This is a genomic window from Flavobacterium algicola, assembly GCF_022399565.1.
Classification (GTDB): domain Bacteria; phylum Bacteroidota; class Bacteroidia; order Flavobacteriales; family Flavobacteriaceae; genus Flavobacterium; species Flavobacterium algicola.
On sequence record NZ_JAJTUT010000002.1, the window covers coordinates 596,673 to 614,430 of the forward strand.

The 17,758-nt window shown below is 31.3% G+C and carries 19 protein-coding genes; 1 reads left to right on the plus strand and 18 read right to left on the minus strand.

Annotation, left to right across the window (positions count from 1 at the left end; genetic code table 11):
• Nucleotides 1-7: 7 nt before the first annotated feature.
• The 13 genes from LXH21_RS09245 to LXH21_RS09300 all read right to left on the minus strand — a co-directional run bounded on the left by LXH21_RS09245 (nt 8) and on the right by LXH21_RS09300 (nt 12,460).
• Nucleotides 8-592 carry a Maf-like protein gene (locus LXH21_RS09245; RefSeq protein WP_239865047.1) on the minus strand — a complete coding sequence of 195 codons (585 nt, stop codon included), beginning with the start codon at nt 590-592 and terminating at the stop codon, nt 8-10.
• On the minus strand, nt 585-1,511 hold the full coding sequence (locus LXH21_RS09250; RefSeq protein ID WP_262916191.1) for a geranylgeranylglycerol-phosphate geranylgeranyltransferase: 927 nt from the start codon (nt 1,509-1,511) through the stop codon (nt 585-587). Before LXH21_RS09250 ends, LXH21_RS09245 begins: the two co-directional genes overlap by 8 nt.
• A 52-nt stretch (nt 1,512-1,563) precedes the next feature.
• Complete coding sequence (locus LXH21_RS09255) at nt 1,564-2,091, minus strand: KdsC family phosphatase (RefSeq protein ID WP_239865051.1); 528 nt, start codon at nt 2,089-2,091, stop codon at nt 1,564-1,566.
• A complete protein-coding gene (locus tag LXH21_RS09260; protein WP_239865053.1) occupies nt 2,075-2,848 on the minus strand; it encodes a Rossmann-like and DUF2520 domain-containing protein in 774 nt (257 codons plus the stop codon). The genes LXH21_RS09255 and LXH21_RS09260 overlap by 17 nt, the downstream gene beginning before the upstream one ends.
• Before the next feature lie 272 nt (nt 2,849-3,120).
• The gene (locus LXH21_RS09265) at nt 3,121-5,193 is read right to left on the minus strand and encodes a hypothetical protein (protein ID WP_239865055.1); all 2,073 of its coding nucleotides are present in this window, start codon (nt 5,191-5,193) and stop codon (nt 3,121-3,123) included.
• Between the two features lie 601 nt (nt 5,194-5,794).
• Nucleotides 5,795-5,923 (minus strand): hypothetical protein, encoded by a 129-nt coding sequence (locus tag LXH21_RS17250; RefSeq protein WP_262916192.1) that lies wholly within the window; start codon nt 5,921-5,923, stop codon nt 5,795-5,797.
• A 265-nt stretch (nt 5,924-6,188) separates the two neighbouring features.
• Nucleotides 6,189-6,770, minus strand: coding sequence for a Crp/Fnr family transcriptional regulator (locus tag LXH21_RS09270; RefSeq protein ID WP_239865057.1), 582 nt, complete (start codon nt 6,768-6,770; stop codon nt 6,189-6,191).
• Complete coding sequence (gene ribB, locus LXH21_RS09275; protein ID WP_239865059.1) at nt 6,771-7,433, minus strand: 3,4-dihydroxy-2-butanone-4-phosphate synthase; 663 nt, start codon at nt 7,431-7,433, stop codon at nt 6,771-6,773. It lies immediately after the preceding gene.
• Between the two features lie 188 nt (nt 7,434-7,621).
• A complete protein-coding gene (locus LXH21_RS09280) occupies nt 7,622-8,650 on the minus strand; it encodes a major royal jelly family protein (RefSeq protein ID WP_239865061.1) in 1,029 nt (342 codons plus the stop codon).
• Nucleotides 8,651-9,080: 430 nt separating this feature from the next.
• Nucleotides 9,081-9,689: a Pr6Pr family membrane protein gene (locus tag LXH21_RS09285; RefSeq protein ID WP_239865063.1), complete on the minus strand. Its 609-nt coding sequence runs from the start codon at nt 9,687-9,689 to the stop codon at nt 9,081-9,083.
• Between the two features lie 541 nt (nt 9,690-10,230).
• Nucleotides 10,231-10,956, minus strand: coding sequence for a hypothetical protein (locus tag LXH21_RS09290; protein ID WP_239865065.1), 726 nt, complete (start codon nt 10,954-10,956; stop codon nt 10,231-10,233).
• Between the two features lie 176 nt (nt 10,957-11,132).
• A complete protein-coding gene (locus LXH21_RS09295; RefSeq protein WP_239865067.1) occupies nt 11,133-11,723 on the minus strand; it encodes a hypothetical protein in 591 nt (196 codons plus the stop codon).
• A 194-nt stretch (nt 11,724-11,917) separates the two neighbouring features.
• Nucleotides 11,918-12,460 carry an STM3941 family protein gene (locus LXH21_RS09300; RefSeq protein WP_239865069.1) on the minus strand — a complete coding sequence of 181 codons (543 nt, stop codon included), beginning with the start codon at nt 12,458-12,460 and terminating at the stop codon, nt 11,918-11,920.
• Between the two features lie 159 nt (nt 12,461-12,619).
• On the opposite strand from LXH21_RS09300, the gene LXH21_RS09305 reads away from it, so the two are divergent.
• Nucleotides 12,620-12,805 carry a hypothetical protein gene (locus LXH21_RS09305; RefSeq protein ID WP_239865071.1) on the plus strand — a complete coding sequence of 62 codons (186 nt, stop codon included), beginning with the start codon at nt 12,620-12,622 and terminating at the stop codon, nt 12,803-12,805.
• Nucleotides 12,806-13,028: 223 nt separating this feature from the next.
• Here LXH21_RS09305 and LXH21_RS09310 read toward each other — a convergent pair whose 3' ends face one another.
• The 5 genes from LXH21_RS09310 to LXH21_RS09330 form a co-directional block, all read right to left on the minus strand.
• Nucleotides 13,029-14,453: a serine hydrolase gene (locus tag LXH21_RS09310; RefSeq protein ID WP_239865073.1), complete on the minus strand. Its 1,425-nt coding sequence runs from the start codon at nt 14,451-14,453 to the stop codon at nt 13,029-13,031.
• Nucleotides 14,450-14,893: a MarR family winged helix-turn-helix transcriptional regulator gene (locus LXH21_RS09315; protein WP_239865075.1), complete on the minus strand. Its 444-nt coding sequence runs from the start codon at nt 14,891-14,893 to the stop codon at nt 14,450-14,452. Before LXH21_RS09315 ends, LXH21_RS09310 begins: the two co-directional genes overlap by 4 nt.
• Before the next feature lie 344 nt (nt 14,894-15,237).
• On the minus strand, nt 15,238-15,474 hold the full coding sequence (locus tag LXH21_RS09320; protein ID WP_239865077.1) for a hypothetical protein: 237 nt from the start codon (nt 15,472-15,474) through the stop codon (nt 15,238-15,240).
• 619 nt (nt 15,475-16,093) lie between these two features.
• Nucleotides 16,094-16,954 carry a DMT family transporter gene (locus tag LXH21_RS09325; protein ID WP_239865079.1) on the minus strand — a complete coding sequence of 287 codons (861 nt, stop codon included), beginning with the start codon at nt 16,952-16,954 and terminating at the stop codon, nt 16,094-16,096.
• A gap of 81 nt (nt 16,955-17,035) precedes the next feature.
• Nucleotides 17,036-17,749 carry a YebC/PmpR family DNA-binding transcriptional regulator gene (locus tag LXH21_RS09330; RefSeq protein ID WP_239865081.1) on the minus strand — a complete coding sequence of 238 codons (714 nt, stop codon included), beginning with the start codon at nt 17,747-17,749 and terminating at the stop codon, nt 17,036-17,038.
• Nucleotides 17,750-17,758 lie beyond the last annotated feature (9 nt).

A 17,758-nucleotide genomic window follows, 5' to 3' on the forward strand; every position in this document is an offset into this window, starting at 1 on the left:
TAAGATTTTATTCTAAGGTACTTAAATATTGGTATACTTTATCAACTGGCATTCCCATTACATTAGCATACGAACCTTCAATTTTAGAAACTCCTATAAATCCAATCCATTCTTGAATGCCATAAGATCCTGCCTTATCAAAAGGTTTGAATTTTTCGATATAATAAAGAATGGCTTCATCACTCAAAGTATTAAATGTAACCTTGGTTTTTTCGCAAATCAAATGCGTTTTTTGATTGGATTTAAAACAAACAGAAGTAATAACTTCATGAGTAGCGTTTGACAATGATTTTAATATTCGAAAAGCATCTTCTTTATCTTTTGGTTTACCTAAAGCGACATTGTTATGCCAGACAATTGTGTCACTAGTCACTAAAATTTCATCATCTTTCAGTGTTCCATCGAAAGCTGATGCTTTGAGTTGGGCTAAATAATTGGTAATCTCACCAGCTTTTAATTCTGGAGGAAATATTTCCTCGATTTCTTTCAGGCGGATTTCAAAATCTAACTCCAAATCTTTAAAAAATTGTTGACGTCTCGGTGAACCAGACGCTAGTATTAATTTGTATTTTTTTAAATTAGAATTATGCATTGTATTTTATGTTTAGATTCAGAATTACTATTGAAAGAATTCCTAAAAATAGAATTTGTTTTAACAAAGTACTCAAATAGTGAAATTCTTTTTGAGTTTTGGCTGTAGCTAACTTCGCTACAAATAAAAATAAGGGAGCTAGTATGAAAATCATGCTATAAAAAATAGCAAAATACAAGCGGAATGGAAATAGATATGTTTTTATGTAAATTATGATAAACACAATAGGCAGTATACTCAAGGCCAATACTAAATTCTTTGTTCTTTTTAAACCAAAAATTATTGGCAATGTTTTCATTCCTTGTTTATAATCACCTTCAATATCCTCTAAATCTTTGACAATTTCTCTTAAAAAATTTATCATGAATGCATAGAAGGCATAATCTAAAAATATAGAAAATAAACTTCCCATTACGGATTTATTTTCTTGTGTAACTATGGGATAAAGATCAAATATCCCTACAACTATTACACTTATAGCTAATAATAAAGCGACTACAAAATTACCAATAACAGCCATTTGTTTCAAGCTAGTTGCGTACATGTATAAAGTTGCAGCAATAAGAATAAACAAAGCAGCAAAATTAGGTTTACCTATAACATTGGCAAGATAAAAACCAATTCCTACTCCAGTGCAGTTCAATACAACATAAATATAATAGGCAGTTTGTTCTGAAATTGATTTCCCTACGATTAGATTTTGTGGTTTGTTTATCCTATCTGTTTCTTGATCCATTATATTGTTAATCACATATCCGGCGGCAGCAATTAAAACAGTACTCAGAACCAACAAAATGAATTGCCAATCTTGCAACGCTAACGAAATTTTTTGAAGATTTAAAAAGCCATATCTGAAAAGTAACTGCATTAATGCAAGCATGATCAGATTTTTATAGCGTATTAATTTTAAGAAATTCATTGCAGTATATTAAGGGTTTGTTGTCGAGATGATTATCTTTTTTTGAGATATACTAATTATTATTTCCCTCAAAATTTTCCATCCATTTGCCTTGTACTTTAAGCACTTGCTCAATTACATCGCGAACAGCACCTTTTCCTCCATTTTTATGCGAAATGTATTTTGAAATATTTTTAATTTCGGCACAAGCATCTTGTGGACAAGTAGCTAATCCAACCAATTTCATTACATGAAAATCAGGAATATCATCACCCATGTATACGACTTGTTCATGTTTTATATTGTATAATTTAGCATATACCTCAAAAGTTTCAACTTTATTCGGAGCTCCTAAATGGATATCATTAATGCCCAAGTTTTTTAATCGAATGCGAACGCCTTCATTTTTACCACCAGATATAATGCAAACATTATAACCTTTGTCAATGGCAGTCTTCATAGCATAACCATCTTTAATATTCATTGTTCTGTGCATTTCACCATCATTGGCAATAAATACAGAACCATCTGTTAATACACCATCCACATCAAATACAAATGTGGTAATATCATTCATTATTTCTTTATAACTTTTTGCCATTATCTTGAATCGATTGTGTTAGAATTTTATATAATTGTTTTTGCTTTGTATCTGTAAGTAACGCTTCGTGAGCCGTAATTGTTGCCGAATCATTTCTCACTGCTGGGCCGGTTTGGGCTTGATGTGGAGAAAGAGTAGTGATTTTGGATGCCGTTTCCTGAATTAATGGATGCAATATTTCAAAAGGTAGATTATGATCGTTGCATATTTGTTCACCAATTTGGTACAAGTGATTTGTAAAATTATTCACAAATACAGCCGCTACATGCAATGATTTTCGTTGCTCTGAATTGATATTTGCTGCTTTGTTCGAAATAAATTTGGCAACAAGCTCGACTATTTTATAATCAGCTTCATTTTCAGTTTCCAGGCAGATCGGAATTCCATTAAAATCTACTTTTTTACCTTTCGTGAAAGTTTGCAAAGGATAAAAAACACCTTTTCTGTTTTTTGAAGGTATAGTGTTCATTGGCATTGCACCAGAGGTATGAACTACAAGTTTGTCTTCGAATGGTAGCTGTGATGCAACTGTATGTATTGCATTATCTGATACTGCAATGATATAAATGTCTGCCTCTTTTAAATTATTGAAATCTGAAGTTACAGCATCAATAGGTAATAAATGTAAAAGGTGATTTGGATTACGTGCATATGCCTGCAGAAACTGAACTGATTTGCCTGACTTTGCAGCCTCTTGAAACGCCACAATCAAATGTTGTGCAAGATTTCCAGAACCAATTATTACTACTTTTACCATTCTGCAAAATTAGCAAAAAAAAGTGGTTGTAGTCCTATAGATCCTAATAGCTTGCCTTAAAAAATGAAATCTGAATTGACCTATTTTTTTTATAATTGCCTAAAAGTTATTCAATCAATGTTTTATGTTATAGTCGAACATAATTGAGGATTGATGACTCAGTGGACTATTAGCTAAATTTGCAAAATTGTCTCTTCTAATCATGACATATAAAAAGAGTTCTATTACCAATGCAAATAGAACTCTTTTTTAATAACTATAAAATACAGCAGTTAATCTAACAATTCAGAATTGCTTAGAATTAATTCTATTTTCTTTATTGTAGTTGTAATCTGGGTCATTTGTAGTTCGATATTTCTAAAAAACAAACTAATATCTCTATTCACCCAACTTTCAGAGATTACTCTCGCACCCAAACTAATTCTTAAAACAGCACTTTCTAGATCATTCGTATAAATCACATTTACAGCCTGCCCAATATGACACTTTTGAGCTGCCAGTCTAATTATTTCTATTGAAGAATCTTCAAACTGTTTTGATAAATCAGAATTCAAAAGGGTATATAATTTTTTAACTTTTTCTACTGGTAAGGCTCCTTTATTATTCAGTATAAAAAACGGAAAAATAGTGCGTATATTTCGTATTCCAAACTCCTTACTATTGTAGCTTTTCGCCCTAGTTTCATCACCATATATTGGCTCTAGGAAAATGGCATCTTTTATAGAATCATCTATAAAATTGCAAAACATCTCAATTCCCATATTTCGATACAAAATAGGTGTTTTGTGGTATCTAGTCATTTCGACAATTGCAGCATTCCAGCGCATGTACGATCCGTAATTGAAACCTTCGGATAATTTATTCGCACAAAACCATGAAGTCGGCCAGTCCGAATGGTTGTAATATTGAGTCAAACCTTCGGGAACATTATTTTGAATAGACTGTACTACCTTATTAACGCTTTTTGGTAATAATAACGCACCAGAATAGGGTGGTCCTGTAAAAAACTTACTTCCGGTAATAGTGACGATATAGCCTTTGTTCAAATAATTTTGTATGTCTTTGGGATCTAAACGTAATTGCGACCCATCAACAACAATCTGAATCGATAAGTCTTCTATTGCATTAAGTTTGGTTATAAGATCATCAGTAGGGGATTGGTATCCTAATTTTGATTGATCGATAGTGTGTAAAACTACATGTCTACCTTGAGCATTTGTTTTGGCTACTGCATTATAAACTTCCTCATCCACTTGGGCCGATGTTTTTAAGGCACCTTTTGCATCTCTAAATGGAATTTTTATCAAATCAACATCTCTAAAACCTTTGATTCGTTCGCCTTTTACTATTGGTATATTTAAAGCAGTTGTCGTCTCAAAGTGACATCCTTGCAATGCCGAAGCAACACCGCTACCTGTTTCATCTGAAGCGACTAAAATATGTGTAATTTCTTTGTCGGAAATAATCTGAGTTATAGCAGCTATTTGAAGCGCAGAATCTGTACCAGAAGGCGAAAAAATTATTTCAGACTCTTCGCTTAATTTAAATATTTTTCGAAGGTTGCTTTTCAACAATTCAGAAAATTCGATAGTGGTTTTTTTGAATCCCTTTTTTAGACTGTTCTTAATTAAAATGCTCCTAACTTTATCAGTTTTGTCATAAGCAAAATTAGAAACACTCGATGCCGTTGACGAGGCAAAAGTATAGGCTTCTGGTCTTGGAAATGGACGGCATCCGTACTTATTCAGTAACTGAATTTCGTCAATATTCAACCTCATGTCTCCTCCGGACATTAATAAATATTCTGTAGGTTTTGCTAAGTTTTCGACAATAGGTTTCCAAGAATCCTTAAAAACACTATTTGAGGTGTCTAATTTATGATAAGACTGAATTTCTTTATTTTTAAGGATTGCATCAGTATTTAAATCCGAATCACTTTTAATGAGATTCACCAAAAAATCATCTAGATTTTCTAATTTTTCTTTATCATTTTTAGGCAGTAAATTATAAAAAATACGTGTAACCTCAAGCGCTGCTAGATCACATAATGTAGCATCTTCTTTTTCATTGTTTACAGCTTTATACCAAAGCTGCCATTCGATACCATATCTTAAATAAACCAGGGCCAAAATAGGTTTATCCAAAAAAGACGATCCTATTATTATGGATTTGTTGGGAACAATTCTAAATATAGTTGGCTCACTAGTAGAGGTGATAATATTGATATTGTTTATTTTGGGAACAGTATTGAACCTTTTTAAAATGCGAACTAGATAGTTGACATTCTCTTTTTCGAATAAACTAGATCTTTTATATTGATTCTCAATTAGAATGTTATTTGTCATATGTGGTATATTTTAAAACGTTCCATAGAACGGCAATCTTCTGCGGTAGGATAAAATCTCCGTACCATAATTGTTGTAAATTATAGAGTTAGGTTTATAATTTCTTATTAAATATTTGGGTGTAATTTACTAATTTAAATTTACTATTTGAGGATAAAAACAGCAGGAGCAGGGTAATAATCTGTAAAATGTTTAATGGATAAACAATTCGATAATTTTTAGCCAACTATTCTGATAAGTAAATTAACAATTATAATCGAATTGCTCTCTATAATTATAGTTTAATTTATACTATTTATTACTATAAAGTAAATAGCAAACCTATTAATATTGACCTTTTTTTATAGCAGATAATGCCGTTTCTGTTTTAATTCTAGAACGGATTTTTTACCAAAATATCAAATGCTAGATAATTGACTATCTTATTGGTTCCATTTGCCAAAATATCGCTCATACAGCCAATAGTAAAGGTGGATTTTTGTTTCAAAAACGTTTTGAATAATAAAAAGTGAATCGTGTTACTTGATATGTAAATGGACTCCATGTATTTGTTTTGGTAGTTGAGAGAAGAAGTTATGCAGAACCACTAATTTTCTTAGTTTTATATAAATACTTTGTCAATAGCATTGTTATAATCAGCAGCTGTTTCAATAAGAAAACTTTCTTTTTCAAGTGATTCTTTACTATTGTTTAATAGCTGTGGCTCGTCTTCGATAATTAAAATCTTCATCTTGCAAAATTACACAACAAACGGGAAAGAAATGGGAATTGTCAGCGTTTTTGGCTGAGCTGAAAAATCGCATTCAGTTTAATATAATAATATTGAAATTAGATACATCTAATCCCATAGGATATGCTGTCATTCGAATACTAACTGCCTAACTTTTATAAAAAAAATAAAAATTTAAAGAGGTCTAATTTTCTATAGAAATAGAATGTCTTACTGTGATTTTTATGTAATTAAATTAGAGTTCATAGTAAGACATATTAGATTTTCACAATAGAATCTTAGCTTTTAATCTACTCAATGTTTCTTGTGATATATTTATGTAAGAGGCAACTATTTTGTTTGGTAGGCGTTTTACAATATTTGGATTTATTTTAAAAAGTTGTTTGTATCTCTCTGTTGCATCGAGAGCGGTAAACGAAATTAATCGTTTTGCATTATTGACATAAGCCTTTTCTAAATAGATGTTATAAAAATCCTTCCAATTAGGAATTATTGTCATAAGGTGTCTAAAGTTGTCGTGAGTAATGTATAAAAGTTCGCTGTCTTCAATAACCTGAATGGTTTCTTTTGCAGGTTCATTGGTTATGAAACTAACAAACTCAGTAGCAAATTGATTTTCAAATGCTATGTAACGCGTAATGTCTCTACCTTCCTCATCAATGTAAAAGAATCTTAGGCACCCTTTCTTTACGAAATAACTAACTTGACTATTTTTACCATTTGATAGTAAAATTTCATTTTTGCCTTTTTTAATGGCTTTGAAATAAGACAATACGATTTTTAATTCTTCTTCCTCAATGTTGATATTCTTTCTTATGTAATTTGTAAGCTCAATATAATTTATCATCTATTTATAATCTCTTACAAACTTACGATAATAAATAATATCCTGTATTGAGAGTACAACGAGATTGTGTTGTTCTGCAAATTCAGTAATCGTATCAATTTTCGCCATAGTTCCGTCGTCATTCATCAGTTCACACAGTACTGCTTCAGGCTTTAAGTCTGCCAATTTCATAAGATCAATACTGCCTTCGGTATGTCCTTCGCGTCCTAAAACACCATTGTTATTTCCTCGTAAAGGAAAAATATGTCCTGGTTTATTTAAATCTGTGCTCTTTGCGCCTACCGCAGATGCAACTTGAATCGTCGTCAATCGGTCTTTGGCAGAAACTCCAGTAGTAACACCCTCTTTGGCCTCTATCGAAATTGTAAATGGCGTTTGATAACTGCTCGTATTTTCTTTCACCATGTAAGGCAAGTCGAGTAAGTCCGCTTTCTCATTTGTCAAACAAAGACATACTATACCGCTGCATTTTCTAATCATGAGCGCCATATCTTTTGTAGTCATATTTTCTGCCGCGAATATTAAGTCTCCTTCATTTTCACGGTCTTTGTCATCAATCAAAATAATTCCAAATCCGTTTTGAAGGTGATTCATTGCTTTTTCGATTCGTTCTTTACTGTCTTTGCCAAATATTCTTAAAGTATCTAATTCTGTAAGTACCATTGTAAATTTTAATTATAATTTCTATGGCAAAATTAGTGTTGTCTTAAATCGAATTATTTGACATAGGTCAATAAATTTAATTAAAATTGAATGAGTATAATTAAGACTTTTTATTCTTACAGTTCATAATGGTTGATAATAAGTAGAATAGCGATTTAATGTAAACTTGTCAATTTAATTTCTATAATTTATTTAATCTTTATTTTGTTGATAGTAAATTCCATATCCTTGATATCACCTGTAACTTCGTTAATTCTGGAATTGGTATAGAATAACTCATTATTATGAATGCTAAATGTATCTGCCCATCTTACTTTTTCTCCTTCAATAATTACAGATGTATTACCAGTTGGTATATTCAATTTCATAATTTTATGATTTTCTAAATCAGCAAAAAATAAATCATCATTATTCAAAATCATTCCGTCTGGCGCAGATGTAGTTGCAACCAACTTTACATTATCTTCAATTTCTTTTTGATTACCCGAATTTAAAATCTTTGTTGGAATGGAATACAATTTATATCCTGTTAACGCATGAAAGTACAAAAGATCGTTTTTGGTATCTAATGCTATTCCATCAGAATGGACGGTATTTGTCCAGACACTGTTACTGAAAGTTAAATGATCTGTCTCTGCCAATGTAGCATAATGATTGTCTAATACTCTAAAAGATACTCCAGAATTAATGTCTAAGATTACTATTCCAGCATGACCAGAATCTGTCATATAAATTTTACCCAACTTTTTATCAACTCGTAAATCATTGATGTAGGAGTCTTGATGAAAACTTTTGGTATCTAACAAATAGGTTTCTACCAATTGATTGGTGGTAAGATCGAAAGCAAAAATTCTTGGATTATCTAAGACACCTTTAAATGATGGATTTCGTGTGTCTAAAACATAAAGCTTATTTTCAAAAGCAACTACAGCTTGTACAGCTACAAATACACTATCAGAAAGTGTTGCTCCCAATTTCCAGCTGTTCCAATTTTCATTTGGAAATGCGTTTGAGTTTCCTTTCGTGAGAACTTCAACAACAGCATTGTCTACACCATCTCTCCATCTCGGGAAATTTGCAAAAATGCGGCCTTTATTGCTAACAGTTACACCTGTTACTTGTTGCCCTTTAAACGTCGCGACATTTTGAATGTTTACCTTTTCGGACTTACAACTCCAAAGCCCAGTAATTATGATTAGTGCAATTATTTTTTTCATTTTTTTGTTTAATTAAATAATGTATAGTTGAGATTGGAATAATTAGTGAGTGATTATTTACTAATAGAGCCAAATGTAAATGTACTAGAAAATTCATGATTTTACACACTTCCAAAGGTTGCAAGATGTCTCTAATGTCTTTATCGCCTTAAATAATTCTCACTGAATAATTTTTTTATCAAGTTCAAAATACAAAAGTTGCTGCAATTCTTAATCTTATAATAAAGACCAATATCTTTAGAAGAGTAGGATAGTAGTCAATTAATTTTAATAGTAAAGACACAGTTATCTCCTGATATTCTTTCAATTTTTTGAAAGTAAGCGTAAATTTTTGAGGGATTAAAATCGGTTCTTTGAGATACAAGTTCGATCGTACATATGAGGCAGGCAATGAAAATCGAGCTTTCAGAAATAAACTTATTTATTGTCTTCACTTTAATATTTTTCCAAGTTTAATGCACCCAGCGGAGATGCAAATAAACAGTACTAAAAGTCCGGCGCTGTTGATGAGAACCTGTTCTAAACCAAGAGCAGCCACATTTACAAATGGATAAGGATAAAATTCAGCTAAGGCTCCGCGAATTAAGATGAATATAAGATAGAGTATCGGGTAAATTAGCCATTTCAATAACTGTTTGTATTTTATCGATATTTTTTCTTCGTACAAATACCAGAAAATAATTACCAGGATCGGTATTATTGAATGAAGTAACTCATCAACGAGCCGTTGCATACCTTCTGGAGTCCATATATGTCGTAAGAGAATTTGATAAACCAATCCCACAATAGTGATATAAACGGTTACAGCAGTAAGAGTTCCAGATTTATAAATGATGGACAAATAATTGTTTTTTTTCTTAACCAAAGACAATATGAAATATATCGCTACTAGCGAATTTGTCAAAATGGTAAAAAAGCTAAAGAATCGAATTGTTGTTTCAAGTATTGAAGCAACTCTACTTTCTATCATTAAATAATATTGAGTCACAACCGCAAACAAAGTTATTGCTGCAAAAAGGATCGATAATTTGTTTTTCATGCTGTGCGTTATTTTAAGCTTAGTGCTAATGTCATTTCCCGCGTTTGAGACTGTTCTACGAAAATGATTATTTTCAGCTAAACGAAATTACAAATTAAAACGGTAAATCTAGTAAATAAGCAAATTGTACAGAATGTTTGTTGAACTAATTCTTAGGTGGTCGGATTGTCGATTAATAGGTCTTGTGAATGGTGCTTGTAATGATTGCCTTGGTTAAAAAAATAATTTCCGTAAATTATAAAAGGATATAAGATTATTGGGCAATCGCAAAGTTTTAGATTATGATTAATTGTTAAATGATTTCGAGCATACTATTTCAATTATGATAAAATACTTTTTAACCCAAAATGCAGCTTCATAACTACTATTATTTAATTAAATCAAACTAACTTTTTCCCTTTGCCATATAAAATAGCTATTGCTAGCATTTTACAATAAGTGTACATTAATAAATGATCATTTTATAAAGGATATAATTTCTTGCGAAACGTAAACGTGAATTCAGCAAAAATTCGCAATCTTGACAGATAGATTTCAGGCACTATTTATTAAGTTCTGTCTTAAAACTTATTAGTCGTCTAATTGATACTAAATGGCCAAATAAAATAATCGGAACTATGAATGTTGGCAGCCAGCTAAAAGGAAAATTTAAAATCGCAATATTCGGTTGTTCGAAAGCAAATTTTTGAATTGGCGAAGGTGCAGAAAACAAAGCATTTAAAACGATGTTAAATAAGAGTCCAAGACAAATAAGGTTCCATGTTAAAATTATTTTTCTATTGAATCTAACTTTTGTTAGTCCAAAGTACGCAATAAATGGAGAAGAAATTCCAGCAAGGATATCAAAATTTCGACCTTCAAATGTCATAAGTTCTGGAATTGCTTTGTTGACATAAAGCCAAAATAAAACTATTTCAACTGGTATCCTCACAACATTTACATAAGTCAAATTTTCTAGCGGCAAACTGTCAATAAATTGTTTTCCTTTTGAGGTTGTAAATAATACTATAATTGCCATAACCATTGGCAATATTCCTAATAACACTATTTTTGGTGGAAACGAATTTGTATCAGTGTTGTACATATTATTTAATGTCAAAACACCTTGGAATAATAACCAAACTATTAATCCCAATGAAATATATGCTGTTTTTTTTCTTGCCTTTTCAGATTTTGAGTTTTTAATTGTCCAAATAAAGAGTAGAAGAGTTGCAACAGTTGTCATTCCAAATGTCAATGAAATGTATGTCGGTAAATTTTCTATCATCTTTTATTTGTTCAGTTTTGTAGGTTTCATTGCATAATGATCGCTGAAATGTTGCTTCTTTACGATGTATAGAAGTTTGTAACCATTCAATTTTCGGCTAAACGAAAACTTGATGCAGAACGTTATTTCCACTAAAGTCTTGTATTTTGTGCAACTGCAATTACAGGCAATACATTTTACATTTCGTTATTACGGAGTTTTTGTTTCCATTTACCAATAACTTCTGCATTATTGCCAAAATTAGCTTCCATATCAAATTCATTAAGAGCATTATCTCGCGCAATTAAATATGTTTCTATAATTCCGTTAATTTTATTTACATTTCCTGCATTTATTTTTTTGCTATTAATATCATTTTCTGATTGTTTTGCAAAAAAATGTGCAATCTCATATTTCAATTGAAGATAATCTAAAAGTTGTTCCGATTTACTTTGTGGATTAACCCACGATAAATCCCTTCTAATTCCCCCATATGATTCAACAGTAATGACTCCTGTCCAAAAATTTACTTTTTTCGTAAAAACGCCAAATGTCAATTCTATATTAGAATTCAATTCTATATTAGAATTCAAATCTTTGTTTAATTCAGGTGACATTTTAAAATCAGACCATTCTAAAATGTTTTTTGACCTTAGACTAATAGTGTCTCCTTTGTTTGCTTTGGTCATTTCTGAAATAACTTTCGCCCATTTTTCTTGATTTTTTGCCTGACCAAAAGTTAACAGTGTTACACAAAGAGCTAAAAAAGTAACTATAATTCTAATCATTTTTTCCAATTTATTAGGTAAATTAAATTTCAAAAGTATTTAGGTCATCCGGTTTTTCGGTTGCATTGCTTACAATGTTTTGACCTTAGCGAGGTTGCAAATTTCGTAACCTTAAATTTTCCGTTAAAGATAAAATTTCTTGGGAAACGTATCCGTGAATTTGCCACAAAATTCGCAATCTTGCTAAATGGCTGTTAGACGTTCGGTTTTTTTTCTCGTTGCTCTCTCAGTTTTTCAACTAATAAATTATTTAAATCGTCAAATTTATATTTTAAAGTTGTTGAAGTTATTGAAATTGGCGTTCCATACATTTTCATATTTCCTTGCAATATTTTCCTTTTAATACCGCTTTTCTTTTCTAAAAATTTATTCGGGTTTTTTGTGAAAATTAGTAAAAATTTTGTTGACATAACTTTCTCAGCTTTAATTTCTGTGATTTCGCTCCACTTAATTAGTCCTACACTTGAAGCATTTGTATTGTCAGTAATTCCATTTTCGTCAACTGTTAAGCCGACGGTTTTGTCGAACAGTTTTATAATTCCATATATACCCAAAATAGTAAAAAGTAAACTTGCAATAATTCCAACAATTCTAACCAATTCAGGACTTCGCAAAAAAGGTGTGATAAATTTGTCAGGATTAATTATAAAAACAATCCCAAAGAATACAAAAGAAAATGCTCCTACGATTGTCAATGTTAACTTTGTTCTGCTTAATGGAATTTCAATTTTATTCATTCTATTTAAATGTATATTTTTTATCGCGTTAGGTTATTAAATTCTCCTTTTCGTTTTAAGCTCATCGCTAACTTCAGTCTATGAAAAAACTAAAATTTATCTGAATCAAATATAACACATAATGTCTAATAAAAAAGAAGAAAAGTTGTATATTTAAGCATGCAACACATCACTGGAATTCCTCGCAATCAGCTATTTATTAATAGTTTAAAAGAAACAATTACTTCATATAATGTGGTTTGTTTTATCGTAGCTTTTGTCGATGTACTATCATTAAAATCATTAGGCTTTAGCGTTAGTACTATAAAGACAGAAGGTCGTCCTACTTACGGGCAAGGAATTTGATATTCAGAAGTGAGGGAAAACAGTAGAAAATTACATTGAAATTTACTGCAAAAAAAATAGAGGAAGGATAGTCTCTTGAAATTCTTAAACTTATAAAACGAAAAATCCATAGGTATAGATGTTGAGCGGTTTCGTTCAACACGACTTTCATTGTTTGTGCTTCGCACGCAACGAAACTCTAGCTGTTATGTGACGGCTATTTACGTGATTGTATATAGTTTTTTTATTTTAGTAATTCTTTTAACTTTTGTACTGCATTAGTATTTTCCGAGTTTAATTCTAAACTTTTTTTATAATTTTCAGTAGCTTTGTTAATATTACCGTCCATCATATATGCTTCACCTAAAGAATCATAAGCTTCATACGATTTTGGGAAAGAAAAAATTCCGAGTGTGAATAAGTCTATTGCTTTTTTATAAAGACCTCTTTTAATCATCTCGTACCCCTTGGCATTAAGGTCGATTTCGGATAGTTCTAATTTTGATTCTTTTATAACTATTTTAGCTTCTTCAATATCCTTTATTAAACAAGTATTGATTACTTTTTTTGTATAAAAATAGTTATTCAACTTTGGTGTTGAACCTGCAATTGTTTTTTCAATAAAAAAACGAGCATCAAAAAATCCTTGGCCTAGGTCTTTATTAGTTAGTAGAATTACGGTATAATTTTGTTTCTCAAATATTCGCCATTCAGCACCAACTCCAAAATGTCCGCCACTGTGCCCGTATACACCTGAACCTTTTGCTCCTGCAAATTGCAATCCGTATCCATACGAGCCATTTTCTGGTTCTTTTTTCATAAAATTTGTATAATCTGCATTTAAGAACTTATTATTTTTAAATGCCAATGCAAATTTATACAGGTCATTTATAGTGGTATATCCACCACCCGCAGAACTTCCTTTTACAGCACTCATAAAAATTGTTTTTTGTAATTGGTTTGGATAAACGTCTGAGAATGTATAGTTCTCTGCTTCATTTTCTATAATATGGTCAATATCAAAATTGCCTGTATTTTGCATATTTGCTTTAGAAAAAATATTTTCTTTTATATAGCTGTCATAAGGCATTTTACTCACAGCTTCTATAATTCTACCAAGTATAATATAATTAGAATTCCTATAAGAGAATTCTTCGTTTGGTTTAGATTCTAACGGTTCATTTTCATATAAATTTGTGAGGCTTTCTATTGTTCTAAATTTTTCTTTAGGAGTATTCAAAAACTTATCTGAATAAAAATAATCAGGCAACCCACTTCTGTGCATTAGTAACAATTTAATTGTGACGGAATCTCTTGCTATTTTATTTGGATAACTTGGAAGAAATTTTCCTATCGGATCATCTAAAGATACTTTACCAGCTTGGATTAATTGAAAAATAGCAACTGCTGTGAATGATTTGCCTATGGAAGCATAAGTAAATTTTGTATCTGTATTGTTTTTGACTTTATGACCTAAATGAGCAAATCCATAAGATTTTTGTAATAAAATACTATCATCTTTAGAAATTAAAACGGCTCCGCTGAATCCTTCCAAAGAATCAAGATAGTTAACAATTTCTTGCACTTTAGTGTTATGAAAATAAACGTTTTTTTTAGTTGTGCAAGAAAATATACTTGTGAGAGCTAATAGGTAGATAATTTTTTTCATTTACTATTTTTTTTACAGTTTTGAGTAATTTTATTTAATATTTCAAATAATTGTTTTATGTCTTGTTCTGATAATGTGTTAAGCGCAATCTCTCTATTTTTTTTTATTACAGGGTTTAGTTTTTCTATGATTTCTTTACCAATTTGTGTGATTTTTAACTCCGCTTTTCGTTTGTCAGCATCGTCAATAGTTTTTGTTAGATAGTTTTTGTTTAACATCAACTTTATAATTCGGGTTATTGATGCATAATCCTTAAAAACTAAATCGGCAATTTCAGATTGAGTTTTGTCCTCTCTGTCAATGATAATTAGAATTAAGGCTTGGTCCACAGTAATATCGGGAACTATACTAGATATATTTTGTTGACTTAATCTACGATAAGCTTTTATAGTTTCTTCAATTGAGTAAAGTACAGTGCTTGTTGGTGTTGCGAATTTCATATTTATTTGATATATCAAGCAAATATAAGTATTTACTTGATATATCAAATAAATATTAAAAAAAAGACAGGTTAGGTATTGAAAAGTAAATTTTGAATAGGGTAGAAATTGTCACTGAAAATCACACGCAATTTTCAAGTTTCCGCATTTCTATTTCAATTAAAATATGAAATCCTATAAGTGGTGTGATTACGTTGGATTTTTTTATTACTGTCACATAACGTTATGCTTTGAGATGGCTGGAAGTTCGTAAATGCTCAGTTTTCGGCTTATCGAAAATATGATTGCGAAACGGCAATTTCACTAAATTCCAGCTATATCAAAATAGCGGTGAGCAGTATTAATTATTCTCTTTTAGTCCTTTTCTTCATTTCAGGAACACTTTTTTCTGGTGAAACAGCTGTTACTATTTTAGCTTCGGAAAAATATTTAGGAACTAAATGTCTAATTAATGTCTTTGTTTCATTGCTTTCAGCAAAAATTTTTTCTAGCATTTCTCTTGAAATAGTATTTCCTTCAGGCATTTGAATCATTGATGTTGTATGGAATGGAGCTGCATTTTCATCTTTTGAAACTTTCAATACAATATTTTTTAATATCCATAATTTTCGATTCTTGCGCACTATTACTGCTAACTAGTAGATATGTATGACAACTGTCATACTTTATTTACTTTCAAATATATTGTTTTTTTCTTACAAATAAGTATGATGTCTTTTTATTTGCTGGATAGTTTTTGTAAGTAAGAAGTAGAAACTTCAGTGTTTCTATAGTTTGACTTGTCATAACTACTCAGGTACAAATAGGAAAAACAAAACGCATATACATACCACCGTTAGACCCAAAGCGTCGGGATGGGAGAGAGGATTGTTATGAAACGGTTGTTCCTGCTCCTTAAAATACACATAAAAATGTAAGCTTATTGGATTTTGAAAAAAAAAGACAACCGTTTCGGGTTGCCTTTATTAGAAATGTAGGTTTAAAGAATAAATCTAATGTGTTTATTATAATGATGTAGTTGCATCCTTTTTTAGAAATAATTTTTTCGATAAATAATATGTTTTCCTTTTCATAATCCATAGCCCAGATAGCAGTGGAAATCCTTTTTGTGAGGCATTTTTCTGCCTTATAAAAAGATTGGAGCGTATAGCTGGAAATTGCTCCTAAAAAAACATTCACTATTTCTCCTTAAATTAATCTTTAGTATTGAAGTATTTGAGAATACGTAATAAGTACGATGGCAATAAGTGCGAATAGTAATCCTAGGTAATTTTTGTTATTTAATTTTTCTTTGAATACAATGATACCAACCAAGCTTCCGATAATGATCACTCCCATATTCATGGCCGCAAATACCGTTGATGGGTTCTTGGCAAAGGCTTGATGGGCTTTGAGGTAAAAGAGTATGTTTCCGAAATTAAAGATTCCTACTAAGGCACCGATATAAAAATTGATGCTGGTTGGTTTTACTTTCTGTATAATCACCTCGTACAGTACGTAAAGCATAATTACCAATAATGATATTGAAAATACAATCATCAAGGAGGTCGTAAAGGGTAGGGTAGTTGCCAGTGCTATTTGCTTGAATAGTATATCGATGGCACCAAATCCTACCAAGACAACCATTGGATACGTCCATTTGTTACTTTTATTATCTGACTTTTTTGACAATATAAGTAGCAGCGCAGGCATGGCAATTAAAAAGGCGATGAGTTTTAAGGTACTGAACTGTTCGTCAAACAATAGCCAAGCGGCAAGCAATGGTATAAATAGAGAGAGTCGTTGCGCAGCATCTGTTTTCACGATTCCCATATATTTGATTGATGCCGCCAAAAATAAAAATATTGTCGGCAGTAGAATCCCTAGCGGAATGTAAATGCTCCAAGGGGCACTTGTAGTAATGCTGCTAAGATCGGGTTGGAATATAAAGTAACATAGAAGTAGTGCAAAGACGTAGTTCCAAGCTACAATTTGACTAGTTGTGATTGTGTACTTTCGAGAAATTTTGAAGATGACACCTATGGTGACGCTGCATAATATGCTTAGAATAAGGTAGAGCATGGGATTAATTTGTAGTGTTTGATGTGAAACAAAAAAACTCTAGCGCACGCTAGAGTTTTGTATTGTAAAAGTATATGGGTCTTATGCTTCCTCCATTGTGTGGTAAACGTTCATAACATCATCGTCTTCTTCCATCTTTTCAATCAACTTTTCAACATCTGCCATTTCAGCTTCAGTTAATTTTTTTGTGATTTGTGGTATTCTTTCAAATCCAGAAGATAAAATTTCAAGATTACGCGTTTCTAATTCTTTTTGTATTGTTCCAAAACTGTTGAAAGGAGCGTAGATTAAAATTCCGTCTTCATCTTCAAAAACTTCTTCGGCACCAAAATCAATTAGTTCTAATTCTAATTCTTCAGGATCAAGTCCTTCTGCTGGAATACGGAAATTACAAGTATGATCGAACATAAATTCTACAGAACCTTGCGTTCCCAATGTTCCGTTGCATTTGTTAAAATAGCTTCTTACGTTGGCAACAGTTCTGTTATTATTGTCAGTAGCAGTTTCTACTAGAATTGCAATACCGTGGGGTGCATAGCCTTCAAAAAGGACTTCTTTGTAGTTGGCAGTATCTTTATCTGTTGCTTTTTTGATCGCGCGCTCTACATTGTCCTTAGGCATGTTTACTGCCTTAGAATTCTGGATTACTGCTCTCAATCTAGAATTGGCATCAGGGTTTGGTCCACCTTCCTTAACTGCCATTACGATATCTTTTCCTATACGCGTAAACGCTTTTGCCATTGCTGACCAACGTTTCATTTTTCTTCCTTTTCTAAATTCAAATGCTCTTCCCATTTCTGATTT

Excerpts from the sequence above, each read along its gene's own strand:
- LXH21_RS09245 (WP_239865047.1), bottom strand. The coding sequence starts at position 592 with ATGCATAATTCTAATTTAAAAAAATACAAATTAATACTAGCGTCTGGT.
- LXH21_RS09250 (WP_262916191.1), bottom strand. The coding sequence starts at position 1,511 with ATGAATTTCTTAAAATTAATACGCTATAAAAATCTGATCATGCTTGCA.
- LXH21_RS09255 (WP_239865051.1), bottom strand. The coding sequence starts at position 2,091 with ATGGCAAAAAGTTATAAAGAAATAATGAATGATATTACCACATTTGTA.
- LXH21_RS09260 (WP_239865053.1), bottom strand. The coding sequence starts at position 2,848 with ATGGTAAAAGTAGTAATAATTGGTTCTGGAAATCTTGCACAACATTTG.
- LXH21_RS09265 (WP_239865055.1), bottom strand. The coding sequence starts at position 5,193 with ATGACAAATAACATTCTAATTGAGAATCAATATAAAAGATCTAGTTTA.
- LXH21_RS17250 (WP_262916192.1), bottom strand. The coding sequence starts at position 5,923 with ATGAAGATTTTAATTATCGAAGACGAGCCACAGCTATTAAACAATAGT.
- LXH21_RS09270 (WP_239865057.1), bottom strand. The coding sequence starts at position 6,770 with ATGATAAATTATATTGAGCTTACAAATTACATAAGAAAGAATATCAAC.
- ribB (WP_239865059.1), bottom strand. The coding sequence starts at position 7,433 with ATGGTACTTACAGAATTAGATACTTTAAGAATATTTGGCAAAGACAGT.
- LXH21_RS09280 (WP_239865061.1), bottom strand. The coding sequence starts at position 8,650 with ATGAAAAAAATAATTGCACTAATCATAATTACTGGGCTTTGGAGTTGT.
- LXH21_RS09285 (WP_239865063.1), bottom strand. The coding sequence starts at position 9,689 with ATGAAAAACAAATTATCGATCCTTTTTGCAGCAATAACTTTGTTTGCG.
- LXH21_RS09290 (WP_239865065.1), bottom strand. The coding sequence starts at position 10,956 with ATGATAGAAAATTTACCGACATACATTTCATTGACATTTGGAATGACA.
- LXH21_RS09295 (WP_239865067.1), bottom strand. The coding sequence starts at position 11,723 with ATGATTAGAATTATAGTTACTTTTTTAGCTCTTTGTGTAACACTGTTA.
- LXH21_RS09300 (WP_239865069.1), bottom strand. The coding sequence starts at position 12,460 with ATGAATAAAATTGAAATTCCATTAAGCAGAACAAAGTTAACATTGACA.
- LXH21_RS09305 (WP_239865071.1), top strand. The coding sequence starts at position 12,620 with ATGCAACACATCACTGGAATTCCTCGCAATCAGCTATTTATTAATAGT.
- LXH21_RS09310 (WP_239865073.1), bottom strand. The coding sequence starts at position 14,453 with ATGAAAAAAATTATCTACCTATTAGCTCTCACAAGTATATTTTCTTGC.
- LXH21_RS09315 (WP_239865075.1), bottom strand. The coding sequence starts at position 14,893 with ATGAAATTCGCAACACCAACAAGCACTGTACTTTACTCAATTGAAGAA.
- LXH21_RS09325 (WP_239865079.1), bottom strand. The coding sequence starts at position 16,954 with ATGCTCTACCTTATTCTAAGCATATTATGCAGCGTCACCATAGGTGTC.
- LXH21_RS09330 (WP_239865081.1), bottom strand. The coding sequence starts at position 17,749 with ATGGGAAGAGCATTTGAATTTAGAAAAGGAAGAAAAATGAAACGTTGG.